General features: G+C 52.7%; 12 protein-coding genes. 2 read left to right on the top strand and 10 right to left on the bottom strand.

Going from position 1 to position 19,856, the window contains the following annotated elements:
• Position 1 precedes the first annotated feature (1 nt).
• Positions 2 to 1,933: a hypothetical protein gene (locus CVU77_05130; GenBank protein PKN01481.1), complete on the top strand. Its 1,932-nt coding sequence runs from the start codon at positions 2 to 4 to the stop codon at positions 1,931 to 1,933.
• A gap of 25 nt (positions 1,934 to 1,958) precedes the next feature.
• On the opposite strand, the gene CVU77_05125 is transcribed toward CVU77_05130, so the two are convergent.
• Positions 1,959 to 2,216, bottom strand: coding sequence for a hypothetical protein (locus tag CVU77_05125; GenBank protein ID PKN01480.1), 258 nt, complete (start codon positions 2,214 to 2,216; stop codon positions 1,959 to 1,961).
• On the opposite strand from CVU77_05125, the gene CVU77_05120 reads away from it, so the two are divergent.
• Positions 2,164 to 3,630 carry a hypothetical protein gene (locus CVU77_05120; protein ID PKN01479.1) on the top strand — a complete coding sequence of 489 codons (1,467 nt, stop codon included), beginning with the start codon at positions 2,164 to 2,166 and terminating at the stop codon, positions 3,628 to 3,630. The two genes, CVU77_05125 and CVU77_05120, sit on opposite strands and share 53 nt — an antisense overlap.
• A gap of 79 nt (positions 3,631 to 3,709) precedes the next feature.
• Here the strand turns inward: CVU77_05120 and CVU77_05115 are convergent, their stop codons facing one another.
• The 9 genes from CVU77_05115 to CVU77_05075 form a co-directional block, all read right to left on the bottom strand.
• A complete protein-coding gene (locus tag CVU77_05115) occupies positions 3,710 to 4,093 on the bottom strand; it encodes a hypothetical protein (protein ID PKN01478.1) in 384 nt (127 codons plus the stop codon).
• Between the two features lie 53 nt (positions 4,094 to 4,146).
• Positions 4,147 to 6,960, bottom strand: coding sequence for a malto-oligosyltrehalose synthase (gene treY / locus CVU77_05110; GenBank protein PKN01477.1), 2,814 nt, complete (start codon positions 6,958 to 6,960; stop codon positions 4,147 to 4,149).
• On the bottom strand, positions 6,960 to 9,392 hold the full coding sequence (locus tag CVU77_05105) for a glycoside hydrolase (protein ID PKN01476.1): 2,433 nt from the start codon (positions 9,390 to 9,392) through the stop codon (positions 6,960 to 6,962). The genes treY and CVU77_05105 overlap by 1 nt, the downstream gene beginning before the upstream one ends.
• A complete protein-coding gene (gene treZ / locus CVU77_05100; protein ID PKN01506.1) occupies positions 9,385 to 11,214 on the bottom strand; it encodes a malto-oligosyltrehalose trehalohydrolase in 1,830 nt (609 codons plus the stop codon). The genes CVU77_05105 and treZ overlap by 8 nt, the downstream gene beginning before the upstream one ends.
• A gap of 26 nt (positions 11,215 to 11,240) precedes the next feature.
• Entirely contained in the window at positions 11,241 to 14,549 is a 3,309-nt protein-coding gene (treS, locus tag CVU77_05095) for a maltose alpha-D-glucosyltransferase (protein PKN01505.1), read from the bottom strand.
• Positions 14,550 to 14,551: 2 nt separating this feature from the next.
• Positions 14,552 to 15,262, bottom strand: a complete 711-nt coding sequence (locus CVU77_05090; protein PKN01475.1) for an NAD(P)H nitroreductase — start codon at positions 15,260 to 15,262, stop codon at positions 14,552 to 14,554.
• Positions 15,263 to 16,490: 1,228 nt separating this feature from the next.
• Positions 16,491 to 19,232, bottom strand: coding sequence for a hypothetical protein (locus CVU77_05085; GenBank protein ID PKN01474.1), 2,742 nt, complete (start codon positions 19,230 to 19,232; stop codon positions 16,491 to 16,493).
• Entirely contained in the window at positions 19,229 to 19,513 is a 285-nt protein-coding gene (locus CVU77_05080; protein PKN01473.1) for a hypothetical protein, read from the bottom strand. The genes CVU77_05085 and CVU77_05080 overlap by 4 nt, the downstream gene beginning before the upstream one ends.
• Positions 19,510 to 19,839 carry a hypothetical protein gene (locus CVU77_05075; GenBank protein ID PKN01472.1) on the bottom strand — a complete coding sequence of 110 codons (330 nt, stop codon included), beginning with the start codon at positions 19,837 to 19,839 and terminating at the stop codon, positions 19,510 to 19,512. Before CVU77_05075 ends, CVU77_05080 begins: the two co-directional genes overlap by 4 nt.
• Between the last annotated feature and the right edge of the window lie 17 nt (positions 19,840 to 19,856).

Below are 19,856 nucleotides of genomic sequence, written 5' to 3'. Positions count from 1 at the left end.
TATGCAGAAAAAATTATTTACAACTTCGGCAATGGCGGGGATTTTGGTTTTAGCATTTGCGGTCGTCCCGTTTTTATCGGGACGCGCTTTGGGGGCTCAGGAAGAAATAACGGAAGAAGAACTTTTTTTTAAGGAGATTCCGATTGTAGTAACGGCCTCTAAGAAAGAACAGCCGATTTCCGAATCGCCGTCTACAATTTATGTGATCACGGAGGAAGATATCAAAAATTCAGCCGCCGAGACTTTTGCCGATCTTTTGCGGTCGGTACCCGGCGTTCAGGTAAGGAAATGGCTGGCTGAATATTCTAATATTACCGTTCGCGGAATGATCGGAGCGGAGGTGGTCAGCACAAGGATTCTTTGGTTAATGGACGGGATAAGAATAAATGATGTCCGGGATGGAGGAGTATGGCAAGATATCTGTTTTCCTCTTGATATGATTAAACGAATTGAGATTATATTAGGTCCCGGTTCCGCGCTCTATGGTTCCAACGCTTTTCAGGGAGTCATCAATATCATCACCAAAAGCCCGAAAGATATAAATAAGGACGGAGAATATTTCACCTCTTATGGTTCTTTCAATACATGGAAAACCGGGGTTATATATGGAAAGGAAACGGGGGATTTTAGTTTGATGATTAACGGTTCCGTCAACAGGACGGATGGCCCGGAGCTTCTCCCTAACCGGCATACGCCGAAATATGAACCTCACAGCAAGAGAAAGTGGCATTATTTGAGAACAAAAATGCGTTACAAAGATTTGACTGTTTCTTTGGGACAGGAAACAAAAATCACTGACTTTTCGGGAGCGGAATTTTTTCCGTCCTCAAAATATGGTTGGGATAGAGCGGAACATTACGCTACTTTTATATACGCTAAGCCCGTTTCCGATAAACTTGATATTAAAGCAGAATTAGATTATCGGACTCCACAGGAGTACTTTTATGATTACTCAGATTTTGTAGGTCTCACCGCTTTAACCAGAGAGTATAAGTGGGAAAACAATATTCAATTCCGATATAGACCGATAGAGGCAAATGAAATCATGCTGGGTTTGGGTTATAGACAGGAGTGGATAAACGCCGACGAATTTCGCACAGGGATGAAAGAGCATACCATTAATAATCCCAATGCTTTTATCCAGAACGAACTTAGAGTTAAAGACAATCTTACTGTTACCGCGGGGCTCAGATTTGACACGCATGAAAGGTATGAAAACCAATTCAGTCCTCGAATAAGTTTCCTTTATAAACCGTCTCAGAAATCATTTATCAGGACTTCTTACGGCCGTGCATTCAGAGAACCCGCTAACTGGCAATTATATATCGACCAGGTGGATGCTTTGGGCAATCCGGATTTAAAACCGGAGTCCTTAGACACTTATGAATGTGGATTTGGCCTCAATCCTTTTGATAATCTCTCTTTTAGATTGGATACCTTTTATACGAGAATAAAAAATATTATTTCAGACCATTGGGATCCGACAATACCCGGGTCTCTGGGCGGAAAATTTCATCCGACTCAGGCGGGGCTTGATGGAATTTTCAAAGGTTTTGAATTTGAAACAAAGGCCAAAATAAATACTTCTCTGTCCGGATTTCTGAATTATTCCTATCTGATTGCCGAAGATGAAGAAGGGAAGGAACTTCAGTACGATGCAAAACACAAAGCTAACTGCGGGGCGAACTGGAAATACCGGCATATTACAGTCAGTTGCGGACTGCACTATGTCGGCGAGACAATAGATACGTCTTTTGGAACAAGAGAAGTCAAGAGTTATATCATTCCGGAATTGAAGGCGCAGGTTGAACCTTATAAAGGTTTATTGCTATCGCTTTCAGGATGGAATATCGGACATTCCGGTTATTACGAAATGTTAGGGGTTCCCGCTCCGGGTCAGACATATACGGCGCGGATATCTTATCAATTTTAATGAACGATGAATAAAAAAATTCTATTTACTCAAAAATAAACAAAGAAAAACCCGATATTATTCTTACTCCGGGCATAGAGGCATCAAAACTGGCGAAGCAAAATTTAAAGGATATCCCGGTGGTGTTTTGTATGGTTCCGGACACGGATGCGGTTAAGGGCAAGAACTTCCTTATTAAAATTCCCCGGGCGTTTATAGAAGAGGCCTCATATGTTTTTGGAGACTGAAATATGAAATTCGGCGTTGCAAAAAAAATAATTTTGCTGTTTGTTTTTTCAGTCACAATTCTGAGCGTATCTCTCGGTTATTATTTTGTTAAGCACCATAGAATGGCTGCGCTTTCCGATCTTGACGAAAGGGCGAAGATATTGTGCAGCAGCGTGGTATCCGCCAGCGACTATCCCGTTATAATAAAAGACCGAAAGATGCTTTCAAAAATAGTGAAGGGCGCGCTGAAACAAAAGGATGTTGTGTTTATCAAAATAGTTGACAGTCAAAATAATGTTTTGTATCAGGACGGGGAAGATGCCGCGAAGAACGCAAAGTTTTATTCCTCTCCGATTGTCGTGGAAAGGTCGGAGTTTGATAAAAACGAGGAGTTGATTCTGGGCTCGTCTGAACGAGGATTTGAAAAAATCGGCGAGATATATTTAACTTTTTCGTTGGAAGGGCTGAGAAAGGATTTGAACTTCAAGATTAAAACGACGGCATTGATCACCGTAATCGCAATCGCGGTAACATCCCTCTTTATTTTTTTGTTTGTCAGGTTTTTTGTTGACAAACCGATAAAAGAATTAGTGGTCGGAACAAAAAAAATAGGAAGCGGGGATCTCTCTTACAAAATAAGGATAAACTCCACCGATGAGATCGGGGAACTGGCGGAGTCATTCAATAAAATGGCCGGAAATCTTGACCGTGTAACCGTATCGCGTGATGCTCTGAACAAGGAAATAGAGGAGCGAAAAAAAACAGAGGAGCAGCTGATAAAAACTGAGAGAATAGCGGCGGTGGCTCAGATAGCCGCCGAAACCGCTCATGAAATAAGAAATCCTCTTGGTGTAATTAAAACCGGACTTTACTACATGGGTATGATAACACCCCGTGAAAACACGGCAATGCGTCAAAGCATAGATAGAATGGGCGATGCCGTCGTCCGGTCAAGCGATTTCATCGACGATCTTTTGAATATCTCAAAGCCCATGGAACTCGCCGTCGGAATGCTGGATTTGAACGATGTGGTAAAAGAGGCAATCAAAGAGCTTCCTTTTGATTTTTTAAGCGATGTAGAGGTATCCAAGGAACTTTCAAAAGATATGCCGCCGATGGTGGGCGATTCCAGGCGACTTAAACAAGTTGTGGTGAATCTTATAAAAAATGCCGTCACCGCCATGAGAGAATCGTCTGTAAAAAAACTGAAACTAAAGACCGAAACGAACGGCGAGTTCGTGGTTTTTTCGGTGTCTGACACGGGAAAAGGCGTTTCGAAAGAGGATATTCCAAAGATATTCGAGCCGTTCTTCACAAAAACCGAAATAGGCCACGGACTGGGGCTGACTATATGCAGTAGATTTGTCGAAGCGCACAGAGGAAAAATCGAAATCCAAAGCGAGGTCGGGATTGGAACGACTTTTACCGTGAAGCTGCCTTTTGAGAGTCGTCAAATGATGGCGGACACTTTCGGGGTTGTTGCGATGTAAAGTACAGTCGAGTAGCCGGCATCGGCGTTGTTTCGCGGATCTTCCGCGGATTTTCCACTCGTCGCGAGCATCGGCGGTTTCATCCGGATTCGGAGGGTTTGGATTTCGCCGTCAGGGCTTTGTTGATGATTTCGAGCACTTCGTTTACTTTGAAAGGTTTGGATATGTAATCGAATGCCCCCCTTTTTATCGCCTCTGCGGCGGTCTCGGCGTCGCCGAAACCCGATAGCATTATGCACGGCAGGGACGGTGTCGTAGTTTTCAGTTCCGAGAGCACCTCAAGTCCGTCCATATCCGGCACGCGCATGTCCAGAAGAGCCAAATCAGGTTTTTCCCGCATCGCTATAGCTATGGCCTGTTTTCCGTCTTCGGCCTGCAAAAGTGAGTGCCCCGCGAATTTGAGCATTGAGACCAGGATATTTCTCATCCCCGCTTCGTCGTCCATGATCAGTATTTTAACCATATTTTCTCTCCGGTTTTATTAGTTCCGCCACAATTCTCAATTTATGCCGGATATTAAGTATTTCCGACGAGAACGGCCGCGGGGAAGTTTGCCAGAGCGGATGAGACCGGTATCGAGGCACCATCCGCGCCGACGTTTGCGCCGGTAAAAATATTTCGCCATTCGGCGGGCGCTCCGTCGGGAAGGATAATGCGCGTATTCCCCCACGCGGCGCCGACGGGCTCGGATGTCGCGCCGCGAAGGACTGCCGACAGCAACCTTGGGCAGACGACTATAATCCATTTGTTCTCGTGCCTTCGGGCGAAGGCGATTGACGATTCCTGAAGCGCTCCGGATATTTCAAGTGGAAGATATTCGCCGGAGGCGAAAAGTTTTTCCTCTTCTTTGCGAAAAGCGAGGGTCTTTGCGATAATAAAAATTTTTGCCGCGGCCGGTGTTTTGTCGGCGAGGATTCCCGCGACGTCGGCTCCGGACGTCGCGTTTTTGAGAGCCGCTTCGCGCGCCGCCCAGTCGACCGCTCGGCGGTTGTCGGGGTCGACCAGATTTAAATCCCATAGTTCCGAGCCCTGGTAGAAATCGGGTACTCCCGGCACGGTCATTTTAAGAAGCGTTTGTGACAGTGAGTTGTAGAATCCCAGCCGCGCCGCGCGGGCGGCCAGCGGGACGAATTCCGGCGGGAACTTATTATCGGGGGAATCGCTCAGAATGCCGTCGACGAAGGCAAGACAGGCGTTCTCATAGTCCTCTCGGGGCTTTAGCCACGTAGTATTGGTCTTGGCTTCGCGGATGGCTTTTATCACATAGTTTTTGATTCTTTGGGCGAAATCGGGAGCGCAGGCCGAAGGCGTGCCCGCGCCGGCCGAGAGACATTCGGCCGGCCAGGCGCCCGCGAGTGTTTGATAAATCAGATACTCGTCGTTGCGCGAAGGAGCTTCCTCCCCGCGGATTTTTTTCTTTTTTTTGCGGTTGATTCTGGCGAAATATTTTATGGCTGTTCCCCAAACGTCGGGCATTTCGGACAGAACGTTTATGCGCGCCCGAACGTCTTCGCCGCGCTTGGTGTCGTGCGTGGCGGTGGCGTTCATAGTGTGCGGCCACTTGCGCCGCCGCCTTCGGCAAAACTCGTGAAATTCTCCGACGGAAAACCCGAATCTCGACGGGTCTCCCCCGACTTCGTTGAGGGATACGAGTTTATTGTAAACGTAAAGCAGAGTGTCCTCGAAACCTTTGGCCATAAGCGGTCCGGTGAACTGCTGGAATCGCATTACGAATTTGAGCCATCTTTCGCGGGTTTCGGCATCGGCGTTTTCGGGGTAGTTGAGGAGCATAAAACGCTCCATGTAGGAAAGCTCGTACGAATGGTCGGGCAGTTTTTCGGCCGCCGCCTGTATGGCTCTGCGCACCACGTCCTTGTCGGAATCGGAAAATCCGGACGGCGACGCGTAAGTCCTGTACGTCGGAAAAACAGCCATCACTTCGACCATCGCGCGCTTGAGGCCGTAGAGGGTTATGTCCGATCCGTAACGGTCGCGGCCGGCGGCGTTCTTGAAGAGACGCGCGAGGTTGTCGATGTCGCCGGCCATGTCGCGGCCGATCATCATTCTCTTTTTGTCGGCGGCCAGATTTTCGTAGGGTGTGTCGAGCCCGGCGAATTTATAATAGATGCCGGCAAATTCCTTGCGCGAATCTTTGCGGCAGAAAAGGCCGTTGGCGTAGTTGAGAAAATCGTAGCCCGTTGTTCCTGCCAGTGGCCAGTTGTCGGGCAGTTCCTCGTCGGACTGAAGGATTTTTTCCGCGACTATGTAAACGTCGTTGCCCAGCAGCGTCCGGAGTTTTTCGACATAGGCGCGCGGATCCCACAGGCCGTCTATGTGGTCTATGCGCACCCCGTTGATTTTTCCCTCCGCCGCCAGGCGCGCTATAAGCGAGTGCGTGCGCGCGAAGACGTCGTCGTCTTCCACTCTCAGGGAGATGAGTTCGTTGATGTTGAAGAATCTGCGGTAATTGGTTTCGTCCGCGGCGACCTTCCAGAATGCCAGGCGGAAACGTTCCGACGACAGAAGATCGTCGAGAAGGTCGAAAGATTCGGGTTTTCCCTTCCGGCCGTTGTATATAGCGAGATTTTCGTCGACGAAGTTCCTTATATCCTCGTGTTTGTCGCAGGCCTCCCTCATCATCTCTTTGAAAAAACCGAACTGCTTTTTCTTTTCTTCCGGCGACGGCAGCGCCGAGATGGTTTCAAGAAGATTGACGTGGCCGGCGTATTTGATGAATTCGGAATTCTGCCGTCCGAGCGGTTTTTCTTCGAGGCGTTTCAGGCCGTATCCGAAGAATTTAAGATACGCCGAGACGCTTAAAGGTATGCGTTTGTCGAAGTAATTTATGCTCAGAATGCCGTCGACGTAGGCGAGGCGAATTTCGGAATTTTCGAGTGCCTCGCCGTAGAACTTGCCCAAAAACGGCACGACGATTCTGCCTCTTATGCTCTCGTAGGGATGATCCCAGTCCACATCGAAAAACTTGTGAAACTCGGATTCGGGCCCGCGTTCCAGAACGTCCATAAGCAGTTCGTTCTGGGAGTCGTAGGCCATGTGGTTCGGAACAATATCCTGTATCCAGCCGAGGCCGAGCCGTTGCGCTTCGCGCGCAAGTTTTTCGAATTCTTCCTCGCCGCCGAGTTCGGGGTTTACGGCGGACGGGTCGACGATGTCGTATCCGTGGGAGCTTTTTTTGCGGGCTTTGAAAATGGGCGACGCGTATATGTGGGAGATGCCGAGCGCCGCAAGGTAGGGCAGTATTTTTATTGCTTGGGCGAAACCGAAATCCGGCGTGAACTGTAAGCGATAAGTCGCGCGCGGTAAATTCATCAGTTGTTGTTTTTCCCTATTCTCAGACGGCTGCTGAGAAGGTCGAATAGCTCAAGCCATTTGCGGGCGTTCTCATCGCCCGATTCCGCCAGCCGTTTCATCCCCGGCCGCACTTTTTTATCGGTTTCGAAATAAATGTTTTGCGCCTGCCAGTAGTTCGGCGAAATGGGCAGATCGTCGAGGACGTTTACCACGGATGAAAGTTTTTCCAGTACGGTTACGTCCTTCGGCGAGGCGGCGAACTTGGCCGCCAGGGCGTCGACCTTGGTTTCCGCCGCGAATTCCAGCGCTTTGGCGTCGATGTCGAGCGACCATTTTCTTATCTCTCCGACGATTTTGCCCAGCCGCTCGGGATCGGGGTCGCCGTTTTCAAGGCCTTTGGCCAGATCCCTGTTGAGAATGAACTCCATCGACGTGGCAAAAACCCTGGGCAGCGGCATATTCATCTGTCTGATGGTTTGAATGACGGGATAGTGGTGCTCGTATATCTGGCGGAAAAGAGCTTCCGACTCGCCCAGAGTGGCGTTGAAAATTCCCCGCATAATCTTGCGCTGCTCGTCCTTAAACAGATGCATAAGCGAATAATTCTGTTCGCCGAAATGCCGGTTCATCAGCCGTATGACTTCCGGCGCGTCGCCGCGTTCAAATGCCGCGCGTGTTTCGGAGCGCATAACGTTATACTCGTCGTCGCCGCCGAACGACCTTACACCGCCGTTGAGATTATGGTCGCCCAGATGAAGAACCGCGAAACTGACGGTGGACTCCTCGCCGGTTATTTCGTGGCGCATGCTTACTTTTCCGACGGCGAGTTTTTGCTTGCCCATCTCCGCGAGTTCGTAGTCCAAACTCGAGGCGGTATAGCAGTATATGCGCACGTCCCGGGAATATTTTTCGAAAAGCGACGATATCGCGTAGTGCGCCGACACTCTCAAAAGGTCCGTGACCGAGGGTTTTACGAGGCGTTCCCATACACGCGCGCCGTTGCCGAGTTCGGGTGCGTTTGAAATCGCCCGCTCCAGATTCTTGACGTAGGCGTCTTCCAGCGGTATGCCTTTTATTTCTTTGGCCAGCTGCATCGCTCTGGCGGCGTATTGCATTATCTGAACGGTTTCGATGCCGGATATATCGTCGAAAAACCATCCGCACGAGGTATACATGAGCATTGCCGCCCGCTGCATTTCAAGCAGTTTGAGCGCCCGTATTTTTTCTTCCGCCGTCATATCGCGCGCCGCCTGCGCCGCGAAAAAAGCCGAGACGTTCCGTTCCGAACGGTCGAGAATAACGTCGATGTAGGCATTGCGCGCGTCCCACGGATTTTTGAAAAATCCCGCCGCTTCTTCCTCGTAGATTTTAGCAAGTGTTTCGGACAGCCAGTCCATCGCTCCGCGAAGAGGCGCCCGCCACGACTGGTTCCATCCGGCGCGGCCGGTATTGCATCCGCAGTCGGAACGCCATCTTTCGACGCCGTGGGCGCACGACCATGACGAGTTTTCGACTATTTTGACTTCGTGCGTCGGCGGATTTTGTTCGAGATATTCCCCGTAAATAGTGAGTTTGCCTTTGAATTTTTCTTCCAGAGCCCACAGACAGTATGCCAGCGACATATCGCCGAATTTATGATGATGTCCGTAGGTTTCGCCGTCGGTGGCCGCGTGTATCAGCCGGTCGCCGGAATCGTCGTCCGGCACGGTTTCAATGAGACGTTTTGCGAAATTATCGCCGTTGGCCAGAAGCCCCCGGAAGGCAATCTCCTGAGATACGGGGCCGTCGTAGAAAAACAGGTATATTTCCTTGCCCGACGGCAAACGGCATAAATACGGCTGAGCGGGGTCCACTTTTGAGCCCGTTACGTCGCGCCAGGATCCTTTCGCGCCGATTTTTTTTACGGCGGCCGCCTGGTGCGGAGCCAGTATGGTGAACTTGATTCCGTAGTCGGCCAGAACTTCGAGGGTTTCCGTATCCACGGCAGTTTCGGTCAGCCACATCCCTTCGGGTTCCCGTCGGAAGCGCTTGATGAAATCTTTCATTCCCCAGAGAACTTGCGTGCGTTTGTCGCGCAAGGACGCCAGCGGCATTATTATGTGATTATAAACCTGCGCTATTGCCGAGCCGTGTCCCGAAAAACGTTCCATGGATTTTTCGTCGGCTTCGAGTATGCTTTTGTAAATGACGGGTTTGAATTTTTCGAGCCACGCCGCCAGGGTCGGACCGAAATTGAAACTTATTTTAGAATAATTATTGACGATATTTATTATAAGACGGTCGCCGCCGATTATGCGTGACGCCGCGTTTGGCGCGTAGCATTCGGCCGTAATGCGTTCGTTCCAGTCATGGTACGGATACGCGGAATCCTGCAACTCTATATCTTCGAGCCACGGGTTTTCCCTGGGAGGTTGATAGAAGTGTCCGTGCAGACAAACTTTTTTAGTCATTTTTTATTTCGTATACGGCCGCGCTGCGGGCATTGATTTTTAACCCGTTTCCGGCGGGTTCCGGCGCGCCGGGCCCGAGCCATTTATCGTCGGAGGAATCAATTATTTTTACGAGCCGCGACGGATTTATTTTATCAAATATCGACGGGTTTGCGGAAAAATTGAAGAATATCGCCGTTTCTCCCCGCCCGTTTTTCCGTCTGACGGTCACAAGCCGTCCGTCGGCGGTTATGCCGGCAAGAGTCGAAAAATCGGATTTAAGCGCCGGCCTGTTTTTTCTGATATCGGCGAGTTCGCGGAAATATCCGGACATGGCGCGTCCCCTTGCGGAGTCCGCGGTTTTTGGCCGCAGGCGCGAACTTTCAAACGTCGCCGTCGCCGACGGGTCGGGCGGCAATCCCTTCCATGCGAAGGCGGCAAACTCGCTTTGGCGGCCTTTTCTTACCGCTTTCAGCAGCTCGGCGTCGCCGTGGTCGACGAAGTAAAGAAAAGGCGCGTCCTCGGCGTATTCGTCGCCCATAAAAAAAAGAGGCACAAACGGCGACAGCATAACGCAGGCGGCCGCGAGTTTGAGCGATTCAAAGTCGACTATGCCCGATAGACGTTCGCCCGACATTCTGTTGCCTGTCTGGTCGTGGTTCTGGGCGCATACTACGAAACGCGAAGCCGGAACGCCGTCGTAGGAATTGCCGTGTTTTTTTTGACGATAGACGGAACGGCATCCGTCGTAGACCACGCCTTTGCGGTACGCTTTTATGAAATCTTCGACGGAACCGAAATCGGCGTAGTAGCCGTCTTTTTCGCCGGTCAACAGAGTGTGCAGGGCATGATGATAGTCGTCGGACCACTGGGCGTCGATGCCGTAGCCGCCCTCGATGATCGGGCGCACCACGACGGAATCGTTGAGGTCGCTTTCGGCAATCAGATAAAACTTTCTGCCCGCCCCCGCCGAAAACTCGGAGGTTTTTTGAGCCAGCTCCGAGAGTATGTGCGTAGGGCTGTCGTCGAAAATGCCGTGTATGGCGTCAAGCCGCAGCGCGTCCACTCCGAATCTTTCAAACCAGTAAAGGGCGTTTGAGATAAAAAAGTTCCTTGCGCCCGCCGAATGTTCGCCGTCGAAGTTTATGGCGTTGCCCCACGGTGTGCGGTATTTATCGGTAAAGTAAGGAGCGAAGTCGCCAAAGTAGCTGCCCTCGGGCCCGAGATGGTTGTATACGACGTCGAGTATCACCGAAATGCCGCGCCGGTGACATTCTTCGACGAAAAGCAGCATTCCCTGCGGCCCTCCGTAAGAGTTCTGGACGGCGAAGGGATACGCGCCGTCATAACCCCAGTTGCGTTTGCCCGCAAATTGCGCGACGGGCATTATCTCCACGGTGTTTATTCCGGCCCCGGCCAGACGGCCCAGCGATCCTATGGCCGCGTCGAAAGTTCCTTCGGGCGTGAACGTCCCGACGTGTATTTCGGAAATTATCATCTCTTCCGGCCGACGGACCGTCGAAGGAATTCCCGCCTTCGCGTCCGCGACCACTTCCGACGGCGCGTGCACGCCTTCGGGCTGAAAGAAGGACGCCGGGTCCGGCCTGTCGAGAACTCCATCGATGCGATAGAAATACCGCGCTCCGGGCTTTACCTTGGCCGTCGCCAGCCAGTAGCCGCGCTCGTTTTTTGTCATCGGAACGATGACTTCGGGGTCAGCGGCCAGAATGAGTTCGATTTTATCTTTAAGCGGAGCCCAGACGCAGAACGAGCAGTCGCCCGATGCGGTATCGAAACGCGCGCCCGGCAAATCCAAAACTTCCGGCGCGTTGCGGCCTCGCATATCGTTTTTTTTATCCGGATGTAATTTCATTTCGCGTCGTCCGTCAAGTTTAATATACCGAGGAGCGGAATCATAACCCACGCCGGTCTGTTGTCCAGTTCGTAGCCGAGTTCGTAGACGGCTTTTTCAAGCGTGAAGATTTTAAGCAGGGCGTCGGTTTCTTCTTTCAGACGCGGCATAAAGGACGCTCCGTCGACACCGGCAATATATGCGTCGAGGAAAGCGCCGGACGCAACGGACGTCCACGCATCGGCCCATGGCGCGAGTATCCCGGAATTTTCCGGTTTGTAGAACGGCGCGGAATAAAGCGCCCGGTAGGCCGCGTAATGGAACGAACGGAGCATCCCGGCAACGTCCCTAAGCGGGGAGCGTTTCAGCAATCGTTCGCCGATTGGCCGCATCGGCTCTCCCTCGAAATCTATTATGTAAAAATCGTTGCCGGTAAAAAGTGTCTGACCGAGATGAAAATCGCCGTGGATTCGCGTTTTGGACGCGGTAAACTTTCGCCTGAGCAGTTCCCTGAAAATCATTCCCGCGTTCTTTTCCGCTTCGAGGGCGGACTTGGCCGCTTCGGCTGCGTTTCCGTCGAGCGACGGCAGTTTTTTTCTTAGAAGTTGAAATGTTTTTTTGGCGAGTCCCTGCATCGACTGAAATAGGGAGCGTTGGTAGAGCGTCGAGAACGGTTCCGTGCCGAACGCCGGATCATCGACGGATGATGCCAGCGCTCTGTGCATCTCGGCGGTTCTTTTGCCCAAAACGGACATCATAAGCAGAAAATCCGCGCCTATGGCGGATGCGGCGTCGACCTGTTGCCCGACGGCCGTCGCGCTCATTGCCGAGATACTTTCATAATAACGGCTCAGCGCGTCGAGCGCGTACGACCACGCGTCGCCCTGATTTTTCACGTAAGCGTGAGCCACGGCTATCGCGGCTTTGGCATGAGACCTGTTGCGGTATTCGAATGAACCCAGAAACCTCGGAGTGTTCAGGAAGCCGGTTTTTTCCGTCAGAAAACGCGATATGTCCGGCTCGGGATTTGCCTCGCATTCTTCAATCCTTCTATATATCTTAAAAATTGCCTGTTCGGCCGCGATGAACGAAGAGTTGGACTGCTCCGCCTTGACAGGATGAGTGGCCGTGCGCTCCGCGCCCTCGCTTATTATTTTAAGACCTCTGGAACCGGAAGCCGTCATTCTTCCCTTTATCCCCCCGAAGGTCAGCCGCCGCGCCGGCGCCGAGGCGAAAGCAAGACGGAATTTCTGGCAATACACCGCGTCATAGAGCGCTCCGTCTCCGGAGACGCCGGAAGACAGGGCAATAATGGTATCAGGACTGTTTGCCGCGATGCCGGCCGCCTCGGCCCCTTCGGCGAAAGCCGCGGGCAAAACGTAGGTTTCAGGAGCCCCCGTGGAGTACGCCGCCTCTACGAATAGAATTCTGGCCTCGGGACATTCCGGAATTTCCAGATTTTCGGTAATTTTCACCGCGCGGATTTTTCTGGTTTTGCTTCTGAACCATCTGCGCCGCGCAAGATATTTAGGGAGTATTTCCCTTTCAAGTGTTTCACGCGCTTCGCCGGTAAGCTGCTCTCCCCACGACTTGGTTTCCAGGCGCAGTCCGGCGTTTTTTGCGTCCGGCGGCGTCTCGTCGACGGTTTTTTCCCGCGGATTTTTTTTGAGCGACAGCCAAAAATAGTCGTAAAAGCCCGGAGTGAAATGATACGGCGTGTCTTTTATGACGGGGAACTCGGCTCCGCCGAAGACATCCGTCGGCACGGCGCCCGCGTGTTTAGACAGGTCTAATTCCGCGGACTGAGAGAATCTCGAAAGGTTTATTACCACAAGAACGGTTTCGTCTCCGAACGAGCGGGTAAAGGCCAGAATCTTGGAGTTTTCCGACGGGACGAATTCTATGTTGCCCCTTCCGAACGCGGGTATTTTCTTCCTCATCGCTATGACGCGCCGCGTCCACCAAAGAAATGAGGACTGGTTTCTGAGACCGTTTTCCACGTTTACCGATTCGTAATGGTACTCGGGGTCTATTATCACCGGAAGGCAAAGCTTCTGCGGATTTGACTCGGAAAATCCGGCGTTTCTGTCGGCGTTCCACTGCATCGGGGTTCGGACTCCGTTTCTGTCGCCCAGATAATAATTGTCGCCCATTGCTATTTCGTCGCCGTAGTAGATTACGGGCGTGCCCGGCAAAGAGAATAAAAGGATGTTCATCAACTCCATTTTCCGTCGGTGATTTCCAAGAAGCGGCGCCAGCCGCCGGCGTATTCCCAGGTTGACTCGCGCGCCGGGGTCGCGCGCGTAGACGGAGTACATATAGTCGCGCTCTTCGTCCGTAACCATTTCAAGGGTCAGTTCGTCGTGGTTCCTTAGGAAAAGCGCCCACTGCGCCGCGTCGGGAATCGGCGGGGTTTGCTCGATTATGTCGGTTACGGGAAACCGGTCTTCCTGCCATATCGCCATAAATATGCGCGGCATCAAGGGAAAGTGGAAAGCCATATGGCAGGCGTCGCCGTCGCCGAAATAACGCACGGCGTCTTCGGGCCACTGGTTGGCTTCGGCCAGAAGCATTTTATTTTTATGTCGGGAATCGACGTGTGCGCGGAGAGTTTTGAGAAATTCGCAGGTCTCGGGAAGATTTTCGCAATTCGTGCCTTCCCTTTCAAAAATATAAGGTATGGCGTCCAGACGCATTCCGTCGACGCCCATATCGAACCAGTAATCCAGCGCGCGGAAAATTTCTTCGCGGACGCGGGGATTGTCGTAATTGAGGTCGGGTTGATGCCAATAGAATCGGTGCCAGTAATAGGATTGCGCCGTGGAATCCCACGCCCAGTTCGACGTTTCAAAATCCTTGAATATTATCCGCGCGTCGCGGTATTTTTCGGGAGTATCGCTCCAGACGTAATAATCGCGGTGAGCGCTGCCGGGTTTTGAGCGGCGCGCCCGCTCGAACCACGGATGTTTGTCCGACGTGTGATTGATGACAAGTTCGGTTATTACGCGGATGCCGCGTTCGTGGGCTTCGTCGAGAAATTTTTTGAAATCCCCCGCCGTTCCGTAAGACGGATGCACCCCGAAGTAATCCGCTATGTCGTAGCCGTCGTCGCGAAGCGGCGACGGATAAAACGGCAGCAGCCAGACGGCCGTTACGCCCAGGTCGGCCAGATAGTCGAGTTTTGAGGCCAGCCCCCTGAAGTCGCCTATGCCGTCGGAGTTCGAGTCGCGGAATGTTTTGACGTGGAGTTCGTATATTACGGCGTCTTTGTACCAGAGCGGCTCGTCCGATAAAGGCCGCAAGCCGGATTTGCCTTTTGGCGCCATTGTCATTCCCCGTCGCCGGATTTGTATGAGTTGTACGACGACATTTTGCCCAAAGGCATCCTTCTTTTGGTGTCCGGCGGTTCTCTGTCGGGGTAGCCCAGAGCCAGAACCACGTCGATCCTTTTTGAGGAGGGCACCTTCAATACGCGCTTGGCCGATTTTTCGTCGAACCATCCTATCCAGCAGGTGCCGAGTCCCAGCTCGGCCGCCTGCAGGGCGAAATGTTCGGCGGCAATGCCGATGTCGATGAGATAATATCTGGTGTCGCGCAGCAGCGCGCCGACCGCCGCTGCGAATGAGCTTGATTCTGAAACCACCGCCACAATCACGGGCGCCTTCCCCGCGAAAGCGTTCATCGAATAGGCGCCGGAAAATATATTGTCGCAGAGTTCTTTTTTGACGACGGGATCTTCGACGACTATAAATTTCCACGGCTGCGAATTACAGGCGGACGGCGCCAGCCGCGCGGCTTCAAGGCACGCCTCGATTTTTGCTTTTTCGACGGGGCGTTCCTGATATTTTCTTACGCTGAATCGTCTCCGGACGAGTCCGGCGAAACCTTCGCTCACGCGACCTCCCTGCTGTTTTTGCTGTTTCCGCGTCCCAGTCCGAGCTTGTTTAATGACCAGTAAATTCTGCCCCAGAAATCGGCGGCCGTCTCGGGGTCGTATTTTGTCCAGTCGATCCCCGTCATTTTTTGGGTGTCGTACCATCCCAGCGTGTTGTCGGCGTAGCAGGCGGCGATGTCCCCGAATATTTTTTTCGCCTCGCCGATGCCGTCGTCCCCGAATTCCTCCGCCAGCGTCTGAAGGTTCACCGGAGTCAGAAGCGCGGGATTTGCCGAGCGTCTGTCGAAGAAATTATAGTAAAGACCGCGTTTATGCCCGGGCACGTAATCGTGCGCCGCCGCGTTTTCCCATTCGAGATGTCTGTCTTTGAGTTCGCTTTTTGAGTACGCCTCGGCGGCGGTTTTCCATCCGTCGGACGAGTCGGGGATTTCTATCGTCCTTTTTGAGAAGTTGTCGTGATAGAATTTTAACACCTCGTCAAGGTTCCACATCATGTCGGCCGCCTGTCGATAGGTTATTCCTCCGGTTTTGATGATGTCCACGGCGGGTCCGAGATCTTCAAATCCTCTGTAAACGGATTTCTGGTGGACGGAGCAGAACGCTCTTATGCAGCGCATGAATATGGGATGAGCGTACTGCGTAAGATCCGAGGAAATGCCGGAATACGGGAAATTTTCGCCGAACTGGGGCGTGTCCGATATAGTAACCGGAATCTTGACGGGATTTTCCCTGAGGTTGCGTCTCATCAGTTCGTGCGTGAAAAACTCCAGCACTTTTCCCGCGGCGTTATATGCCGCTCCGAGTTCAGGAGACACGGGCGTTCGTCTTTTGGGGTCGGTCGGGACGATTTCCTTTTGTTTGGCTTCCAGCGACGGAAGCACGGTGCCCTCGGCGGCAAGCGCCCTGAAACCCGCGGAATCCGCGCGGACGCGCGACCACACGTGGATCCCTGACATTGTCACGTCCACGGCGTATTTTATGCCGTAGGAATCAAGTATGTTTTCCAGTATCAGAAATGCGGGTTCCATCCAGGAGAAAACCGTTTTCTGGTTTTTGCGGTCGAACAGCCATCCCGGATCCGTGTTGTTGAAATATTCAATATCCCAGATGATTATTAATTCCGAGTCGTCCTTAACCCTTATGGGAAAGAATATGTCGAGTTTATCGTCGAGAAGTTCGGCCGTTTGAGCGGCGGGCACTTCTCTGGCCGGCAGTGTCCATCCGCGCTCGGCGAGCGCTTTGCCCCATCCTATGGTGTGTCCGTACTTCGCCGCCTGAGAGAAAATAAGTTCCCTGATTTTTGCGTCGCCGTAATATTTGGCTATGAACTCGGCGTTTTTCGTTTGCATCGGTGTTGCTCCTTTTCTTTGGTTTATTTTATGTTTGTGGCAGCCGCGGCTGCGCGTCTTGAAAAATATTTTCTTAGTTCTTCCGCCCAGAGTATGACGCTGGCGCCCGTGACTATACGCATCCAATCGGCGGCTTTAAGCGGCACCGTCATGAATATGCTCCGCAGGAAGGGAACGTATATGAGACATAAATGCAGAGACAAACCTATTCCGAGTCCGGCGATTATGTACTTGTTCGTCGACCAATTCATTTGGAAAACCGATTTATCAAACGAGCGGGTGCTTATGCCATTGAACCATTGTGTGATTACCAGAGCCGTGAACACGGCCGTGCGGGCGTACGCCAGAGAGCCGGTAGTCGATAATTCGTAGACGAAAAGGGTTATCAGCCCGCCGGCCATCAGCGGCACGCGGTAGAGAAGAAAATGCATCATCCGAGGAGTCACCAGAGGCGCTTCTCTTTTTTCCGGCGGCCTGTCCATTACATTTTCCCGCGGTTCCATGGTAAGCGGTATTGTCATTCCTCCGTCGGTGACGAGGTTTACCCAGAGTATCATTATGGGGATGAGCGGCAATTGGAGCCCCGCCACCAGAGCGGTCAGAAGCACCAGAATTTCCGTGTTGCTGGAACACAGAAGATACAGCACGGTTTTTCTTATATTGGCGGCGATGCCCCGGCCTTCTTCCACGGCGTTGGCTATGGTGGCGAAATTATCGTCGGCTACGACTATCCCGGCGGCTTCCTTGGCGACGTCCGTTCCGGTAATTCCCATGGCCACGCCGATATCGGCGGCGGCCAGCGCGGGCGCGTCGTTGATGCCGTCGCCGGTCATGGCCACGACTTCACCCTGTTTTTGCAGAGCCCGGACAATCATATACTTGTGGCGCGGTTCTATTCTGGCGAAGACCGTTCGGACACGGACGGCTTCGGCGATTTCGGTCTCGCTCATTTTTTCAAGCTCTCCGCCGGAAATTCCCGCGTTATCGCTTGACGCTATCCCGAGATATTTCGCTATGGCTTCGGCGGTTTTAAGATGGTCGCCCGTCACCATTATGGTGCGTATTCCGGCGATCCTGCATATTTCTATGGCCGCTTTTACTTCCTCGCGCGGAGGGTCTATGTTGCCTATTACTCCGGCGTATATCAGTTTGCCGTCGAGTTCGTCGATTTCCAGAGGGGCTTGCCGCGCCGCGCCGTCGCCGGTGTTCTCATAAAAATACGCGAATGCCAGAACTCTGAGCGCTTCGCGCGCCAGGTTGTCGCAGTCGGCGAATACTTTGTCGCGCTCGGCCTGCCCCGCGGGCTTAACGGAGCCGTCGGCGGCTATGTAGCCGGCGCACATGGCCAGGACTTTCTCCGGCGCGCCTTTTACGAAAACGATTCTTTTGCCGTCGGGCGAGACGTTGCGCACGGCCATTATCTGCAACTGCGGCTCAAACGGAACTTCGTCGAGACGGGGATAATCGGCCGATAGTTTTTTGAGGTCCGTTCCGGCCTTGGCGGCAAGCGCCAGATATGCTATTTCGGTGGGATCGCCGGAAACGTCGGGTTTGCCGCCGTTTTGCGGGATGTAGAGCGCCGCGTTGTTGCACAGCGCCGCCGATGTCACGAGTCGTCGGAAGTCGGGCGTTTTATCTCCGGAGAGCGGGTCGCCTTCGCCGCCGCCGGCTTTGCTTATGCGGCCTTCGGGCGAGTAGCCGACGCCGGATATTTCAAATGTGTCGTCGAACGTCATCGCTTTGCGGGAAGTCATCTCGTTTTTTGTCAATGTTCCCGTTTTATCGGAACATATTACTGTCGCGCTTCCGAGTCCTTCGACGGCGGCAAGCTTGCGCACGTAGGCCTTGCGCGAAGCCATTCTCTGCATTCCCACGGCCAGCGCCACGGTAACGGCCACAGGGAGGCCTTCCGGGATGGATGATACCATCTGTGCGAGCACCACGAAGAATATGTCGATAAAACTCATTCCGCGCACAAAAAATCCTATCAGAAAAGCCGCGGCGGCCTGAGCCGAAACGAGTATTATAAGGAAGCGTCCGAATTTTTCAAGCCGTCTCTGAATGGGAGTTTTGGGCTGAGGCGCTTCCTGTATCATTTTGGCCATGGCGCCTATTTCGGTTTGCATTCCCGTCGACGTCACCACGGCGCGGCCGCGGCCTGACACGACGACCGTTCCGGCAAAAACCATGTTGCGACGATCCGCCACGACGGCGTTCTCGTCGATGGCTTCCTCGATTTTATACACGGAGTGCGACTCGCCGGTGAACGCGGCTTCGTCGACCTGCATTCTTACGGCTTCCGTGACCCTTGCGTCGGCCGGGATTTTCGTGCCGGATTCAAGGAGTATGATGTCTCCGGGCGCCAATTCCCCGGTCGGTATTTCCGTTTCCGAGCCGTCGCGGACGACTTTTGCCTTGGGCGCGGAAAGTTCTTTTAGCCGCGCCATCGACGACTTCGCGCGGCTTTCCTGGGCGTACCCCATGGTTGCGTTGGCCATAAGCACTACGAGAATGACCGCGCCGGACGATATTTTGCCAACGACGAAAGATATGGCCGCCGCGAAAATAAGTATGTATATCAGAGGGCTTTTGAATTGACCCAGAAACATCACCATGGGGCTTTGCGTCTTTTTCGATTCTATGGCGTTGGGCCCGTATTTTCCCAATCTTTCCGCCGCGGCTTCCGACGTAAGTCCCGATCGTCCGGAGGCCAGCGCTTCAAACGTTTTCTCGACGCTAAGACGGTGCCATTCGTTTTTTATCATATTTTTTTCTCTTCGCCGGAAAATGCCGGCGCTCCGGACACTATAATCACGCCGGCGGTTGGATATATTACGGGACCGGCGCCCGCTATGGACCAGAAATGACGGCCGAACAGTATAAACGGATTTTTTGCGGCGACAAAGTCGCAGCCGTCGGCGCGGGACGCGGCGGGAGTGGGATTGGAATCGTTGACGTCGAACTGTTTTTCAAGGAACCGTCCTCGAAAAACATAGGCGACCGCGAAGGCCGCCAGAACGGCCGCAAGAATGGAAAGAGAGTTCATTGAACGGCGTGTTTGTCGCTTTCGGGAGATTTTCCGTCCGACGAACCTGAATCCGGCGCATCGAAACGGCTTGCGGTTTTATCGGGATCGGGCAGGACTATGCCCACGCCTATGGCGGCGTAGGCGCCTATAATTATGAACGGCGCCAGTCGCGCCGCCGTATTTTGTCCGGACGGGTCCGCCAGCGCAAGGATTATAAAACCGGCTACAAGCGCCCCCGCGCCGGCCAAAATGGTTTTTTTGCCTATGCGGGAAATGGCCGGCGCCGCCGGTTGCGGCAGCGTTTTGTGTCCGGCTGTTTTTTGTTTGTTATATTTTTTTGACATGAAAGCTCCGGATTTGC

Source organism: Elusimicrobia bacterium HGW-Elusimicrobia-1 (assembly GCA_002841695.1).
Classification (GTDB): Bacteria; Elusimicrobiota; Endomicrobiia; order PHAN01; family PHAN01; genus PHAN01.
This window is presented reverse-complemented; position numbering and strand designations above follow the sequence as displayed.